Origin of the sequence: Micromonospora sp. L31 (assembly GCF_052068075.1) — a bacterium.
In the GTDB taxonomy this organism is placed as follows: domain Bacteria; phylum Actinomycetota; class Actinomycetes; order Mycobacteriales; family Micromonosporaceae; genus Micromonospora; species Micromonospora purpureochromogenes.
Genome location: NZ_JBQHDC010000007.1, coordinates 241,370 through 255,950 on the forward strand (window position 1 = coordinate 241,370; position 14,581 = coordinate 255,950).

At 74.0% G+C, this 14,581-nt stretch carries 13 protein-coding genes; 5 read left to right on the top strand and 8 right to left on the bottom strand.

All coding sequences use genetic code 11. The annotated features are described in order from the left end of the window. Window positions 1–43: 43 nt before the first annotated feature. A complete protein-coding gene (locus ACTMS9_RS20935; protein WP_441165743.1) occupies window positions 44–364 on the top strand; it encodes a hypothetical protein in 321 nt (106 codons plus the stop codon). Here ACTMS9_RS20935 and ACTMS9_RS20940 read toward each other — a convergent pair. From ACTMS9_RS20940 to ACTMS9_RS20970, 7 genes are all read right to left on the bottom strand, one after another. Continuing rightward, a complete protein-coding gene (locus tag ACTMS9_RS20940) occupies window positions 351–1,874 on the bottom strand; it encodes a serine/threonine-protein kinase (protein ID WP_441165744.1) in 1,524 nt (507 codons plus the stop codon). The two genes, ACTMS9_RS20935 and ACTMS9_RS20940, sit on opposite strands and share 14 nt — an antisense overlap. Window positions 1,875–1,905: 31 nt before the next feature. Further along, a complete protein-coding gene (locus tag ACTMS9_RS20945) occupies window positions 1,906–2,397 on the bottom strand; it encodes a hypothetical protein (protein WP_441141946.1) in 492 nt (163 codons plus the stop codon). 215 nt (window positions 2,398–2,612) lie between these two features. Further along, window positions 2,613–6,206 (bottom strand): adenylate/guanylate cyclase domain-containing protein, encoded by a 3,594-nt coding sequence (locus ACTMS9_RS20950; RefSeq protein WP_441165745.1) that lies wholly within the window; start codon window positions 6,204–6,206, stop codon window positions 2,613–2,615. Next, on the bottom strand, window positions 6,203–7,036 hold the full coding sequence (locus tag ACTMS9_RS20955) for an MBL fold metallo-hydrolase (RefSeq protein WP_441165746.1): 834 nt from the start codon (window positions 7,034–7,036) through the stop codon (window positions 6,203–6,205). The genes ACTMS9_RS20950 and ACTMS9_RS20955 overlap by 4 nt, the downstream gene beginning before the upstream one ends. Window positions 7,037–7,160: 124 nt before the next feature. Continuing rightward, on the bottom strand, window positions 7,161–7,622 hold the full coding sequence (locus ACTMS9_RS20960; RefSeq protein WP_154941322.1) for a RidA family protein: 462 nt from the start codon (window positions 7,620–7,622) through the stop codon (window positions 7,161–7,163). 5 nt (window positions 7,623–7,627) lie between these two features. Beyond that, window positions 7,628–7,783, bottom strand: a complete 156-nt coding sequence (locus ACTMS9_RS20965) for a hypothetical protein (RefSeq protein ID WP_088959894.1) — start codon at window positions 7,781–7,783, stop codon at window positions 7,628–7,630. A 47-nt stretch (window positions 7,784–7,830) separates the two neighbouring features. Then, window positions 7,831–8,295 carry a hypothetical protein gene (locus ACTMS9_RS20970; protein ID WP_441141941.1) on the bottom strand — a complete coding sequence of 155 codons (465 nt, stop codon included), beginning with the start codon at window positions 8,293–8,295 and terminating at the stop codon, window positions 7,831–7,833. Window positions 8,296–8,619: 324 nt separating this feature from the next. On the opposite strand from ACTMS9_RS20970, the gene ACTMS9_RS20975 reads away from it, so the two are divergent. Genes ACTMS9_RS20975 through ACTMS9_RS20985 form a run of 3 tightly spaced genes read left to right on the top strand, consistent with a single transcriptional unit; the run spans window position 8,620 to window position 11,408 of the window. Further along, a complete protein-coding gene (locus ACTMS9_RS20975) occupies window positions 8,620–9,201 on the top strand; it encodes an Rv0361 family membrane protein (RefSeq protein ID WP_441141939.1) in 582 nt (193 codons plus the stop codon). Between the two features lie 26 nt (window positions 9,202–9,227). Beyond that, on the top strand, window positions 9,228–10,202 hold the full coding sequence (locus tag ACTMS9_RS20980) for an ArsA-related P-loop ATPase (RefSeq protein WP_377605297.1): 975 nt from the start codon (window positions 9,228–9,230) through the stop codon (window positions 10,200–10,202). 54 nt (window positions 10,203–10,256) lie between these two features. Then, window positions 10,257–11,408 carry an ArsA family ATPase gene (locus tag ACTMS9_RS20985; RefSeq protein ID WP_441141936.1) on the top strand — a complete coding sequence of 384 codons (1,152 nt, stop codon included), beginning with the start codon at window positions 10,257–10,259 and terminating at the stop codon, window positions 11,406–11,408. A gap of 6 nt (window positions 11,409–11,414) precedes the next feature. Here the strand turns inward: ACTMS9_RS20985 and ACTMS9_RS20990 are convergent, their stop codons facing one another. Further along, a complete protein-coding gene (locus tag ACTMS9_RS20990; protein ID WP_088959889.1) occupies window positions 11,415–11,735 on the bottom strand; it encodes a WhiB family transcriptional regulator in 321 nt (106 codons plus the stop codon). A 404-nt stretch (window positions 11,736–12,139) separates the two neighbouring features. On the opposite strand from ACTMS9_RS20990, the gene ACTMS9_RS20995 reads away from it, so the two are divergent. Further along, entirely contained in the window at window positions 12,140–14,581 is a 2,442-nt protein-coding gene (locus ACTMS9_RS20995; RefSeq protein WP_441141934.1) for a penicillin-binding protein, read from the top strand.

Sequence of the window (14,581 nt, forward strand, 5' to 3'; positions counted from 1 at the left end):
GTGCGCGGATTGACAGCGCGTCCCACCCGGAGATGCTTGTCGGGTGGGACGAATCCTCAGGCCGGACCCGCGCGCCGTGGCGGCGGTCGCGTCGCTCGCCGCCGTCGCGGTGCTGGTGACCCTGCTCGTGCGGCACCCCGCCAACATCCTGACGGTGGGGCTGGCGCTGCTCTGCGTGCTGCTCGCCACGGTCGCCGGCACCGCCGTGGCCGCCCTGCGCGAGCAGCCCTCGGCGACGGGCGTCACCCCGCCGGGGCCGCCGGACGCCGGCCCCCCGGTGCTCGACGCGGACACCCTCGACGCGCTCGACAGCGCGGCCGTCCGCAGGAAGCTGGAGGAGCTGGACGACCTCAGGGACCGATGAGGGTGGGCGAGGCGAGTGCGTCCACGCCCTTGCCCGCCAGGCAACGGTAGGTCCGGCCGGCGTCCGTGCCGCTCGGCGGCAGGACCTCCAGGTTCCAGCCGGTGGGATAGGCCAACCCGCTGGTGAGCCGGAAGGTCCGCGCGTTGCAGACCCGGCGGACGGTCGGGTCCGCGCTGATCGCGGCGTGCCCGGCGCCGACCAGCGCGGAAGGCAGCTCACCCTCCACATAGGTCTCCCAGGTGTGCCGGCCGTCGCAGGACACCTGCGGCGCCACGGCCCGGTCGCCGCGCAACCGGACCGGCCCGAAGCACTCCAGCCCGGACGCGCAGTGTGCCCCGGGGGGCAGGGTCAGGGTGGACGAGCCGGCGCCGCAGCCCGGCAGCGAGCCCCACGCGGCCGGCGAGGCGGATCCGGTGGCGGTCGGCGTCGGCGTGGGGGCGGCCACGGACGCGGCGTTGCCGGCGACCCAGGCACCGGCGCTCGCCGAGGCGGCCAGGGCGAGGACCGCGGCGCCGCCGAGGAACCACCGCCGCCGCCGGCGTCGCCCGTGCGGCACGGTCGGGTGGGCGTCCTCGGGCACCGGCCGCGGCGGGCCGGACCGGTCCACGGTGTACGGCCCGGAGGGGCCCCCGGAGATCGGCGCTCCGCTCACCGGCGCCCCGCTGACCGGGGACGACGGGACCGCGCCGAGCGGCAGGGCGGTGAGCAGGTCCCGCAGCTCGAGCGCGGACGGACGCGCGCCCGGGTCGTTGGACATCCCGGCGCGCAGCACGTCGACCAGTTCGGTCGGCACCCCGGGCAGCTCCGGGATGGGCTGGTTGAACATCTCCAGCACGGTGACCAGGCTCGGGTTCCGCTCCGACTGCCAGCGCGGCGGGCGGCCGTGCATCACCGCGTAGAGGGTGGCGCAGAGCGCGTACACGTCGACGGCCGGCGAGGGCGGGCTGTGGCTGAACATCTCCGGCGGGGCGTACGCCGGGGTGAGCACCTCCAGGGTGACCGAGGCGTCGCGCACCTCGGCCAGCACCGCCAGCCCGAAGTCGGCCAGCACCGCCGGGTTGAAGTGCGAGTGCAGGATGTTGGCCGGCTTGACGTCGCGGTGCAGCACCCCGGCCGCGTGGGAGTGGGCCAGCGCGTCAGCGATCTTGATGCCGAGGTCGCGGGTCTCCGCCGGGCCGAGCGGCGAGGTCCGCATCCGCTCGGCGTACGAGCCGTCGCAGAGCTCCATGATCAGATAAGGGTGCTGGTCGACGGTGACCCCGACGTCGAAGAGGTCCACCACGTGCGGGTGGGACGACATCTTCCCGGCGGCGCGCGCCTCCCGGAGGAACCGGGCCTGGTCCCGCTCGCTGTCCAGCGTGCGGTTCTCCACCTTGACGGCGACCTCGCGCCCCACCGAGATCTGCGTGGCCCGGTAGACGGTCGCATAGCCACCCCGGGCAAACACCTTCAGATCGGTCAGACCGGGCACGATGGGCAGCCGGAGGGCGCCGGGCGGGGTCTCGGTCACAGCTCTGAAAATACCCGTCTCGCCGGAGCGCTCAGCGGACCGTACCGGCGGCCGGTGCGGGACCGGCGCTCTCACCGGCACCCGGCCCGACGCCGTCCGGGCCATCGACGGCTGTCGGCGCGACCGCCCGGCGGGCGTCCCAGCGCAGGCCGACGGCGGTGGCGACCGCCCCCAGCCCCTCCCATGCAGCGACGCCGAGGAAGCGGTCCGGCGCGACGTCGGCCAGCACGATCAGGGTGAAGACGGTGAAGGTGACCAGCCGGAAGACGACCGTGAACCGGTAGAAGGCCCGCCACTCGGTGGCGACCGCCAGCAGGTAGTAGACGCCCATGTTGAACGAGGCCATCGAGGAGGCGGTGAGGAACGTGCCGGTGTAGTCGCCGGCCGACCGCCGCGCGGGCACCTCGAAGCCGAGCATCCGCAACTGCGCCTCGGGCCAGACCAACCCGAGCGCGCCGAGCAGGAGCGCCAGCACGCCGAAGACCGCGATCGTCCAGCCGGCGCCGGAACGCGGCAGCCTCATCTGTCCTCCCCACCCCCAGGGCGCGGCCGGGTGACCGACCGCGTGGAAGGACACGCTAACCGCCCCCACCGACGCGCACATCCCCGAAACCGCCAGACCTCCCTCCCGCAGCACCCCCACCCCCGCCGTCGCCGCTTGCTGAGAAAGAGTGGCTATTCCGGCGTGGATAGCCACTCCTTCTCTGAAAGTGCGGGCCATAGGGGGCCTGGGGTGGGTCAGGCTCCGGGGGTGAGGCGGGCGCGGAGGGCGTCGGCGGCGGCGCGTTCGCTGCGCTGCTCGGTCGCGTACGCCAGGCGGACCGCCTCCTCGGCGCAGGCCAGCGCCTCGACGGGCCGGCCGCAGGCGGCCAGCGCCTCGGCCAGCACCCTCGCCCCGATCACCTGGCTGCGCACGTCCTCGGCGGGGGCGGCCACGGCCCGGCGGGCCCAGTCCAGCGCCTGCTCCCGCTGACCGTGGGCGAGCAGGGCGGAGGCGTACCGGGCCATCGTCTGGCGGCGGGAGAAGAGCAGCGTCGGGGCGTTCGCGGCGGTGGTGGCCACCGGGGCGAGCAGCCCGACCGCGGTGGCCGAGTCGCCGGCGGCGAGCCGGGCGGTCGCCAGCAGCACCCGGGGCGCGACCTGGGCCGGCGCCTGCGGGTTGTGCGGTTCGACGGCCGTCAGCACCGCCCGGGCGTCCCGCTCGGCGGTCTCGCAGTCGCCCATGTCCAGCGCGACGAAGCCGCGCAGCGTGCCGGCCATCCCGGTGAGCAGCGGGTGCGAGGTCCGCTCGCCGTACGCGAGGGCGTCGGTGAGCAGGTCGGCGGCGTGCTCCGGCTCGCCCAGGCCACGCGCCACCACACCCCGCACCACCAGGGCGAAACCGCGCCCCCAGTCGTCGGAGACCTCGGCGAAGTCCCGGTACGCCCGGCGGGCCGACCGGTCCGCCTCGGCGATCTCGCCCAGCTCGGCGCCGGCGAACGCCTCGACCGCGCGCAACGTGCCGACCGCCCACGCCTCGCCGACCCGCTCACCGAAGGGCAGGAAGACGTTCGCCAGCCGGCACGCCTCGTTCAGCCGGCCGGCGAGCAGCCGGGCGAACGCGGTGGTGCCGCGCAGCCAGGCCCGCCCGTACGGGTCCTTCAGCTCGGCGAAGAGCCGGGCGGCCCGGCCGAGCACCGCGTCGGTGCCGGCGAAGTCGCCCCGGGTGGTGGTCACCCAGGCCAGGTTCTGCAACGACCAGGCCTGCCCCCGCCGGTCCTGCGCGGCGAGGCTGACCTGGTACGACGCGGCGAGGCGGCTGCTGGCCTGGCCGAGCCGGCCGGCGACGAAGTCGGCCATCCCGAGCCGGCGCATCGCCGAGGCGCGCAGCGTCGGCAGCCCGCCGGCGGTGGCCACCTGCAGCGCCTCCTGCCAGCAGGTCACCGCCCGGGCCTGGTCGCCGAGGGTCTGGTGGGCCTGCCCGGCGAGCAGGAGCGCGCTCGTCCGGGTGGCCGCGTCGTCGCCGGCGTTGGCCGCGATCTTCTCGGCGAAGGCGAGCGCGTCGGCGGGGCGGCCCACCTGGAGCAGGGCCCGGGCGTGCACCACCCGGTCGGCGGCGGGCACCCCGTCGCGGGCCAGCTCGGCGGCGCGTTCGGCGTACTCGACGGCCAGGGCCGGCTCGCCGGCGTGCATGGACCGGCGGACGGCCCGGCCCAGCGCGGCCACGCCCAGCGGGGTGACCGTACGGGCCGGCGCGTCCGGCCGGAGCTTGACCGCGTCGGCGAGCACGGCGGCCCGCTCGACGTGCTCGGCGACGAAGTCGTCCCGGGCCGGGTCGGTGAAGCCGCCCGGCGGCGTGACCGGGCTGTCCGGCACCGGGGCCGCCCACCGGGCCAGCGCGGCGTGCCGCTCGGCCAGCTCGGCCTTGCTCACCCCGGCGTACGCGGCCTCCCGCATGAGCGGGGTGGCGAAGGCGTACCCGGTGCGGGTGCGGTGCAGCATGCGGCGTTGCAGCAGCTCCTCGACGGCCCGCTCCAGCTCGACCGCGGCCACCGCGGCGGGGCGGCCGTCCCGCCCGACGCGCAGTTCACGGAGCGCCTCCAGGGTGCCGGTCGGCACGGTGTCGCCGACCACGGCGGCGTCCCGCAGCACCGAGCGGGCGTCCGCCGGCAGCGCGTCGATGCGGGCGGCGAGCACGGCGGCCAGGTCGCGGGAGAGCAGCCGGCTGCCCAGCGAGCCGGGCGCCAGCCGCCAGCCGCCGGAGTTGCCGGCGCCCCGCTCGGCGACCGCGGTGAGCGCGCCCCGCTCCATCAGCAGGGTGACCAGCTCGGCCAGGTAGAACGGGTTGCCCTGGGCGGTGGCGAGGAGCCGGTCCGCGTCGGCCTGCGGCAGCCGGCCGCCGCCGAGGTAGGTGGTGAGCAGCCGGGCGGCGTCGGCGCCGCGCAGCGGGGGCAGCGCGTGCACCTCGGCGTCGGCGACCCGGGTCAGCGCCCCCGCCGTGCGCACCAGCTCCGGCCGGCCGAGCAGCAGCACCAGCGCCGGGCCGGCGAGCCGGGACAGCGTCAGCCCGAGCGCGCTGATCGTCTCGGCGGTGGCGTCGTGCAGGTCGTCCACGACGATCACCAGCGGCGCCTCGGTGGCCAGGGCGCTGAGCAGGCCGGCGACCGCGTTCGGCACGGCCTCGGCGTCGGCGGGCGCGCCGCCGGCGGTCCACTCCCCGTTGTCGGTGGCGCTGCCGTGCCCGCCGGGCAGCTCGGCGTACCCGAGCAGGGCCAGCAGTTGGTCGGTGGCGAGCGGGGTGCCGCCCTGCCGGCCGAGCCGGTGGCCGAGCCGGCGCAGCCGCTCCTCCACGGCCGGGCGGGTGAGCGCGGTGGACGTGTCGTTGGGCAGGCCGACCGCGGCCCGGACCAGGTCGGCCAGCGGGGCGAGCCGGCGCCGCTCGCCGAAGGCGGCGCAGCGGACGGAGAGCACCCGGGCGCCGGTGTGCGCGGCGTACCGGCCGGCGCCGACGTCATAGCCGGCGGCGAGGCGTTCCACCTCGGCGGCGAAGCGGGACTTGCCGATCCCCGCCTCGGCGGTCATCAGCAGCACCCGGGGCTCGCCCCGGTCGATCACCTCGGCGAGCCGGCCGGCGACCCGGCCGATCTCGGTCTCCCGGCCCACGAACGGCGCCTCGTCGCCGAGGCCCGAGCGGGTGCCCGGGGCGTCCAGGAGCCCCAGCAGCTCGTACGCCTCGACCGGCTCGCGCTTGCCCTTGAGCCGCAGCGGGCGCAGCGCCCGCCAGGAGGCGACGTGCCGGGTGGCGGCGGAGGTGCGTGCGCCGCCGTAGACCGCGCCGACGGCGGAGGCGTCGGCGAGCCGGGCGGCGGTGTTCACCGTGTCGCCGATGACGGTGTACTCGATCGCCGCCTGGATGCCGGCGATCACGTCGCCGGTGTTCAGGCCGACCCGCAGGCCGAGCGGCGCGCCGCCGCCCCGCTCGTCGTCGAGCACCCGGCGGACCGCCCGCTGCATGGACAGCGCGGCGCGGACCGCCCGTTCGGCGTCGTCCTCGTGCGCGACCGGCGCGCCGAAGACCGCCATGATGCCGTCGCCGGTGAGCTTGTCGACGTGGCCGCCGAAGGTCTTGACCGCTCCGGCGAGCGCGGCGAGCACCCGGTCGGTGACCGCGCCGACCCGCTCCGGGTCCAGGTCCTCAGACCAGGAGGTGAAGTCGGACAGGTCGCCGAAGAGCACGGTGACGACCCGCCGCTCGGCGGCGGGCAGGGTTGCGGCGGCCGGCAGCGCGGCGCCGCAGTTGTGGCAGAAGCGGGCGCCGGGCACGGCCACGGTGCCGCACACGGGGCAGGTCACGGCTGCTCCAACTCCGTGACCCCGGTGCCGGATTCCCGGGGGGCGACCCCCAGGTACTCAAGTTGGGCCCGGACCGACCATTCGGCGGCCCACCAGAGCGACCGGTCGACGTCGGCGTAGACCCGGGCGACCACCTCGGGCGCGGTGGTCGCACCCGCCTCGACCGCCGCGCGGACCTGGTCGAGCCGGGCCCGCCGGTGGGCCAGGTAGAACTCCGCCGCGGCGCCGCAGTCGGCCAGTGCCGGGCCGTGCCCGGGCAGCGCCGGGATCCCCCGGTACGCGGAGAGCAGTTCGAGGCTGGCTAGGTAGTCGCCGAGGTGCCCGTCGGGGTGGGCGACCACGGTGGTGCCCCGGCCGAGGATGGTGTCGCCGGTGAGCACGACCCGCTCGTCGCCGTGCTCGGCGAGGAAGCAGACCGAGTCGGCGGTGTGCCCGGGGGTCGGCACCAGGCGGACGGTGAAGCCGGCGGCCTCCACCGGGGCGTCCGGGGTCAGCGGCGCGGCGCCGATGGTGTGCGCCGGGTCGGCGGCCCGCACGGCGGCCCCGTCGAGCAGGTCGGCGAGGCGGGGGGAGCCCTCGGTGTGGTCGGGGTGCCCGTGGGTGATCAGCACCGAGCCGATCGGGCCGTGCGCGGCGATCCGGCCCAGGTGGCCCTCGTCGGCCGGTCCGGGGTCGACCACCACGGCGGGCGCGCCCGGGGCGGCGCGCAGCACCCAGGTGTTCGTCCCGTCCAGCGTCATCGGCCCGGGGTTGGGCGCCCGCAACAGGGTCACCCAGCCGGGCAGCCCGTCCGCGAGCGCGGCCACCGGCCCCGTCACATGCCCGCCCATGGCTGCGATCGTACGACCCCGCCCGCCACTCCCCGCGATCTTGCAGCTTCGACCGATGGTTTGTGGCCGTTCGCGGCTTTCCGCGGCCACGGATCCGCAGGATCGCGGGGAGAGTGCGGTGCGGTCAGGCGACCTCGACGATGACCTCGACCTCGACCGGGGCGTCGAGCGGCAGCTCGGCGACGCCGACGGCGGAGCGGGCGTGCCGGCCGGCCTCGCCGAAGACCGCGCCGAAGAGGTCCGAGGCACCGTTGATCACGCCGGGCTGGCCGGTGAACCCGGACGCGCTCGCGACGAAGCCGGTCAGCTTCACGATCTTGACGACGTTCTCCAGGCCGACCAGGGCGTCGACCGCCGCGAGGGCGTTCAGCGCGCACCGCTCGGCGAGGTCCTTGGCCTGCTCGGCGGAGACGCCGGCGCCGACCTTGCCGGTGGCGAGCAGCTTGCCCTCGGCGATCGGCAGCTGGCCGGAGACGTAGACGTGCTGGCCGGACTGCACCGCCGGCACGTAACTGGCCACCGGCGGCACGACCTCGGGCAGGGCCAGCCCGAGTTCCGCCAGCTTGGCGTGAGGCCCGTTGCTCATGCCCGTCAGCCCTTCGGACGCTTCAGGTAGGCGACCAGCTGGTCCGGGTTCGGGCCGGGGACCACGGCGACCAACTCCCAGCCGTCCTCGCCCCAGTTGTCGAGGATCTGCTTGGTCGCGTGGACCAGCAGCGGGACCGTGGCGTATTCCCACTTCTGCATCGGTGGAAGGCTCCCTTGCCTGGCGTGGACTGGTTTCCAGGCACAGCCTACGGTTTGGGCGTGGGCCGGGGCGCGGGACGCTGCTCGGGGGTGGTCGGCACCTCGCCGCACGGGCCCTCGTGGTCGTACGGCTGGGGGCAGCGGGACTTGTCGGGCAGCAGCAGGTCGCAGAAGACGCGGTGCCGGTTGTTCTGGTCGTCGGCGGTCGAGACGGTGGTGTCCCCGGCGTCCAGCTCGGGCAGGAAGCCCAGCGAGACCGCCACCGTGCCGGCCAGCGCGGTGGCCGCCGACAGGTCGGCGACCCGGATCGGCAGGTGGATGACGTAGCCGGGCTCGTCCTCGTCCCGCCCGCCCGTGCGGTTGGGGATGCGCAGCACCTCGTTCGGCTCCGCGCACCGGCGGTACGACCGCTCGTTGATCGGGAGACCGTCCGCGTCCCCCCGGTCGGTGAGCCGGCCCGCCCGGTCGCCGGGCGGGAACTGGGCTCGAGCGATATTGTCCGCGTCGCGCATGTACTGCCTCCGGGCCTCAAACCATGAACTGACCGCCGTCCGGACCGGGCCCACCGCCCGACCCGCTCCCCGCCGGCACGAACGTAGGACCGCAGCCCGGCGGCCACAACGGGACGCGCATGGTCGATCACCTGAAGTCACATATGCGACACATGCCTCGTCCAGAACGTGACGACGCGGGCCGACGGCTCGTGAACGGTGCACAACGGAAGGACCCATCGACCGCTACCCTTCTGCCTCGGACGGGCGAGCGACGTCGCCCGCCGCGCCCGAACCCTCTTCCACGCCCAGCGGCGGCGAGGATGCCCATCCCCGGGGGACCAGATGACCCAACCGCCGAACGACGGAGCGACCGGATCGCCGGCCACCCCAGCGCCGGGCGACACCACCCCCGACGAGCCCGGGCCGGGCGCCATCCCGGCGTCCCCGCCCGCCTACCCCGCGTACCAGGCGCCGGTGGCCCGGCGCCGGCGCGGCCTGCTCATCGCCTCGCTCGTGCTGGCCGGCGCTCTGCTGCTCTGCGGCGGGGGCGGGACGGCCGCCTTCCTGGCCCTGCGGAACACCGAGGACGGCGAGGGCGCCAAGGAGCCGGCGGTCGCGGTGGACAACTTCCTCACCGCCGTCTACCGGGACCAGGACGCCAAGAAGGCGGCCGACCACGTCTGCTCGGACGCCCGCGACCAGGAGAAGCTCGACGCCAAGGTGGCCGAGGTGCGCAGGTACACGGCCGGCTACGCCAACCCGCGCTTCCGCTGGGCCAGCCCGAAGGTGGACAACCAGACCGGGGACCGGGCCACCGTCACCACCAAGGTCACCATGACCACCGCCGACGAGAAGGTCGCCGAGCAGGCGCTGCGCTTCACCGTCGTACGGAAGACGGGTTGGTGGGTCTGCGAGGTGGCCTGACGCCGCCGGGTGGATAGGCTCGACGGGTGCGAGCAGCAGAGCGGCCGGCCGACCCGGCCTATGGATGGCCGGCCCGCCTGCACGTGGTCACCGGCAAGGGCGGCACCGGCAAGACCAGCGTCGCGGCGGCCCTGGCGCTGGCCCTGGCCGACGGCGGCCGGCGCACCCTGCTGGTCGAGGTCGAGGGGCGGCAGGGCATCGCCCAACTCTTCGGCACCGACCCGCTGCCGTACGAGGAGCGGCACCTCACCGACGCCCCGGGCGGCGGCGAGGTACGGGCCCTGGCGGTGGACGCCGAGGAGGCCCTGCTGGAGTACCTCGACATGTTCTACAAGCTCGGGGCGGCCGGCCGGGCGCTGCGCAAGCTCGGCGCCATCGACTTCGCCACCACCATCGCGCCGGGACTGCGGGACGTGCTGCTCACCGGCAAGGTGAAGGAGGCGACCACCCGCACCACCGGCCAGCGCCGGGCGTACGACGCGGTGGTGCTGGACGCGCCGCCGACCGGGCGGATCGGCCGCTTCCTCAACGTCACCGCGGAGACCGCCCGGCTGGCCAAGGTCGGCCCGATCAAGACCCAGAGCGAGGGGGTCGCCGCGCTGCTGCGCTCCCCGATGACCGCGGTGCACGTGGTCACGCTGCTGGAGGAGATGCCGGTCCAGGAGACGGTCGACGCGATCGCCGAGCTGACCCAGCTGGGCTTCCCGGTGGGGCGGGTGATCGTCAACGGCGCCCGGCCGCCGGTGCCGGCCGGGCGTGAGGTCACCCAGGCCGAGCTGAAGCGGGGGCTGCTCGCCGCCGGGCTGCCGGCCGACCGGGCCACCGTGGCCGGGCTGGCCGGCGAGGCACGGGACCAGCAGATCCGGCGCGAGCTGGAGGACTCCCTCCGGACGGACCTGGTGGAGCTGGGGCTGCCCCTGACCGAGCTGCCGCTGCTCCCCGACGGGGTGGACCGGGCCGGGCTGGATCGGCTCGCCGAACTCCTCGGCCGGGCCGATTGACTCACACCTGACCTCGGCACGGGCGCACGGACCCCACCGGCCCGATACGCTCGATTGGTGCCTTCCGAAGACGCGGCGCCACGGCTGGACGTCGACCAGATCCTCGCCGATCCCGGCGTGCGGATCGTCGTGTGCTGCGGCGCCGGCGGTGTGGGTAAGACGACCACGGCCGCCGCGCTCGCCCTGCGGGCGGCCGAGCGGCACGGCCGGCGGACGGTGGTGCTCACCATCGACCCGGCCCGCCGGCTGGCCCAGTCGCTCGGCCTGACCGAGCTGGACAACACACCCCGCCAGGTCAAGGGGCTCGACGTCGAGGCCAGCGGTGGCGAGCTGCACGCCATGATGCTGGACATGAAGCGCACCTTCGACGACGTGGTGCTCCAGCACACCGATCCGGCGAAGGCGGCGGAGATCTTCGCCAACCCCTTCTACCAGGCCATGAGCTCGACCTTCGCCGGCACGCAGGAGTACATGGCGATGGAGAAGCTGGGTCAGCTGCACGCCCGCGGCGAGTGGGACCTGATCGTGGTGGACACCCCGCCGTCCCGCTCCGCGCTGGACTTCCTGGACGCCCCGGCCCGGCTCTCCCGCTTCCTCGACGGGCGGATGCTGCGGCTGCTGCTGGCGCCGGCGCGCAGCGGGGGGCGGAGCATGTTCAGCCTCGTCACGGCCAGCTTCGGGATGTTCTCCAAGGTGGTGCAGAAGGTGCTCGGCGCGCAGCTGCTCACCGACCTCTCCGGCTTCGTCGCCGCGCTGGACTCGATGTTCGGCGGCTTCCGGCAGCGGGCGGAGCAGACGTACCGCATCCTGCAGGCCCGGGAGACGGCCTTCCTGCTGGTCGCGGCGCCGGAACCGGACGCGGTCCGGGAGGCGGCCTACTTCGCCGGGCGGCTGCGCGAGGAGCGGATGCCGCTGGCCGGCCTGGTGCTCAACCGGGTGCACCGGCCGGCGGTGCCCGACCTGGGCGCGGCCGAGAGCGTCGCCGCCGCGGGGCGGCTGGCGGAGCTGGGCGGGCACGGCGCGACCGTCGACGTGCTGCGGGCGCACGCCGCGCTGGCCCAGCAGGCGGTACGCGAACAGCAGGTGGCGACCCGGTTCACCGAGGAGTTCCCGACGGTGCCGGCCGTGTCGGTGACGGCGCAGCCCGCCGACGTGCACGACGTCGACGGGCTGCGGACGATCGGCGCGGCGATCAGCCGGCCGTGACCGGCGTCAGCCGGCGGCGGTGACCAGGACCTTGTCCTTGCCGGTCTTGTCCTTGGCGTTCTTCTTCATCGCGGCCTCGAACATCTTGCGCCAGCTCGTCACCTGCGGGTGCCGGCGCAGCAGCGCCCGGCGTTCGCGTTCGGTCATGCCACCCCACACCCCGAACTCGATCCGGTTGTCGAGCGCGTCGGCCAGGCACTCGTACCGAACTGGGCAGCTCCGGCAGATCCTCTTCGCCACGTTCTGTTCGGCGCCCTGTACGAACAACGCGTCCGGGTCCCCGTTCTGACACGCCGCCAGTGACGGCCAGTCAGTGATCATGCCCATGTGTACACGTCCCCCCTTGCAGTACCTACCGACCTCGTGCGACCAGCCGTGAATTTCCCCCCCGGTCGTCCGGCCCGTTCCTTCCCCAAGGAGGCACGGACGACGTGTGGCTGTCGCCGCCACCATCATGCTCTGTAGTCGCCTGATTACGCAACGTTGTCGGCGAAATCCATCATTACGGACACTCCCGGCTTACCGGGCCTTCGCCCGCCGCTTACCCGGCCCGGGTACGTGAAAACGCTGCGGACGCTCCACCGTTCGGTGGAGACTCGCGGCAGGTCACACGCAACCACGTACCGGGGGTCGTGCGTTTAGCACAACGAGGTCGGCGCGCGCAGGAAATGGGGAAAGAACGCCCCAGCGCCCCTCGTTCCCTACTCGCGTACCCTGTCGAGGTGACCTGGATGCGGAAACGTGACCACAATGTCTTCACCAACGCCGCATCGCTGCTTGTCTGTGGCCTGCTGGCCGGCGTGGTGGTCGCGGCGGCGGCCTTCCCCGCGGTGGCGATGTCCGGCTTGGCCGCGAAGGCCGGCGCCGAGACCTTCGGCGCGTTGCCGAAGGAACTGACCGTGGCCCGCGCGCCGCAGATCAGCTACCTGCTCGCCTCCGACGGCAAGACACCGCTGGCGACCATGTACGACGAGAACCGGCGGGACGTGAAGCTGGCCGACATCGCGCCGGTCATGCAGAAGGCGATCATCGCCGCCGAGGACCACGACTTCTACAAGCACAACGGCGTCGACCTCAACGGTGTCGCCCGTGCCTTCGTCAACAACCAGTCCGGCGCCAACTCCCAGCAGGGCGCGTCGACGCTGACGATGCAGTACGTCCGGCTGGCCATCGCCTACTCGGCGACCCACCCGGCCGACGTGGTCGCGGCGACCGAGGACACCAGCGCCCGCAAGCTGCGCGAGATGCGCTACGCGATCCAGATCGACAAGGAGTTCTCCAAGGACGAGATCCTGGAGCGCTACCTGAACATCGCCTCGTTCGGCAACGGCGCGTACGGCATCTACGCCGCCAGCCAGGTCTACTTCGGCAAGCCGCCGAGCAAGCTGAAGATCGAGGAAGCGGCGATGCTGGCCGGCATGGTCAAGGCGCCGACCACCAACGACCCGACCACCCGTAGCGGCCGCCCGCTCGCCCTCGACCGGCGCAACTACGTGATCGACAACATGGTCAAGATCGGCGCGATCAACCAGCAGGAGGCCGACGCCGCCAAGGCGGCCCCGATGGTGGTGAAGGACAAGCGCACCCCGAACGGCTGCGTCTCCACCAACGAGAAGGGCTGGGGCTTCTTCTGCGACTACTTCTACCGCTGGTGGCTGCAGCAGGAGACGTTCGGCTCGACCACGTACGACCGCGAGCGGCGGCTCAAGAGCGGCGGCTACACCGTCATCACCACCCTCGACGCGCAGGCGCAGCGGGGTGCGGACAAGGCGGTGCGCAAGGCGAAGAAGGAAGGCGCCAAGGAGGCCGCCATGGTCGCCGTGGTGGAGCCGGGCACCGGCCGGGTGCGGGCGCTCGCGGTGAACCGGTCCTTCAAGATCGACGACCCGAAGAACCCGAAGAACAAGATCTCCAGCGACCCGGCGAAGGCCAAGAAGAAGATCCGCGGTAACTACCCGAACACGGTCAACCCGCTGCTCACCGGTGGCCAGGGCATCACCGGCTACCAGGCGGGCTCCACCTTCAAGATCTTCACCATCGTGGCCGCCCTGGAGAAGGGCATCCCGCTCGGCTACACCATCAACGCGCAGCAGAAGTTCAAGTCGGAATACATCATCGACAGCAGCTCTCCGGCCGCCTGCCCGGGCACACACTTCTACTGCCCGACCAACTCGACCGGCAAGGCCGGCGGCGTGCTGAACATGTGGAGCGCCTTCTCCCAGTCGACCAACACCTACTTCGTCCCGCTCCAGCAGCAGGTCGGGGCGGAGAACGTGGTCGACGCGGCGAAGCGCCTCGGCATCCAGTTCCGGGCCGCCAACGACGCCAAGTTCGCCGGCACCAAGGACGCGGCGCACCAGTGGGGCGCGTTCACCCTGGGCGTCTCGCAGACCACCCCGCTGGAGCTGGCCAACGCGTACGCGACCCTCGCCGCGGACGGCAAGTTCTGCGAGCCGATCCCGGTGCAGGAGATCAAGGACCCGGAGGGCAACAAGCTCGACATCGCCAACCCGCGCTGCGAGAAGCGGGTCAGCACCGAGGTGGCCCGGGCCGCCGTGGACGCCGCCCGCTGCCCGGTCGGCGACAACTCCTCCACCAGCAAGTGCGGCGACAGCCGTACCGCCCGCCAGGTGAAGACGATCGTCAAGGCGCCGGTGGCCGGCAAGTCCGGCACCACCGACTCGGAGAAGACCGCCGCCCTGGTCGCGATGACCAAGCAGTACGCGGTGGCCGGCATCATGGCCGACCCGGACTGGCCGCAGACCAACGTCAAGATGAAGCACAACCAGCCCGACGGCATCAACCCGCCGGTCATCGAGACGCTCCGCGACGCGATGGAGGGCAAGGAACGGATCAACTTCGAGCCGCCCGGCAAGAAGATCTCCGAGGGCGACCAGCGGTCCATCCCGAGCGTCACCTGCCAGGACCTGGACGCCGCCAAGTCCCGGATCAACGGGGCTGGCTTCGAGGCGGTCGTCTCGGACGTCAAGGTCCCGTCGAGCTGCCCGGCCGGCAAGGCCGCCGGCACCAGCCCGGACGGCCGGACCATCAAGGGCGGCGTGGTCACCATCCAGGTGAGCAGCGGCGGCGGCACCCCGCCCGGGACGACCACCGGCCCCGGCGGCCCCGCCACCCCGCCGACTCCGGGCCGACCCCCTCGGCCCCGCGGCTGA

What these genes read in the sequence shown, in the direction of transcription:
- ACTMS9_RS20945 (WP_441141946.1), bottom strand. Translation starts at nt 2,397, where the DNA reads ATGAGGCTGCCGCGTTCCGGCGCCGGCTGGACGATCGCGGTCTTCGGC.
- ACTMS9_RS20955 (WP_441165746.1), bottom strand. Translation starts at nt 7,036, where the DNA reads ATGGGCGGGCATGTGACGGGGCCGGTGGCCGCGCTCGCGGACGGGCTG.
- ACTMS9_RS20960 (WP_154941322.1), bottom strand. Translation starts at nt 7,622, where the DNA reads ATGAGCAACGGGCCTCACGCCAAGCTGGCGGAACTCGGGCTGGCCCTG.
- ACTMS9_RS20965 (WP_088959894.1), bottom strand. Translation starts at nt 7,783, where the DNA reads ATGCAGAAGTGGGAATACGCCACGGTCCCGCTGCTGGTCCACGCGACC.
- ACTMS9_RS20970 (WP_441141941.1), bottom strand. Translation starts at nt 8,295, where the DNA reads ATGCGCGACGCGGACAATATCGCTCGAGCCCAGTTCCCGCCCGGCGAC.
- ACTMS9_RS20975 (WP_441141939.1), top strand. Translation starts at nt 8,620, where the DNA reads ATGACCCAACCGCCGAACGACGGAGCGACCGGATCGCCGGCCACCCCA.
- ACTMS9_RS20990 (WP_088959889.1), bottom strand. Translation starts at nt 11,735, where the DNA reads ATGGGCATGATCACTGACTGGCCGTCACTGGCGGCGTGTCAGAACGGG.
- ACTMS9_RS20995 (WP_441141934.1), top strand. Translation starts at nt 12,140, where the DNA reads ATGCGGAAACGTGACCACAATGTCTTCACCAACGCCGCATCGCTGCTT.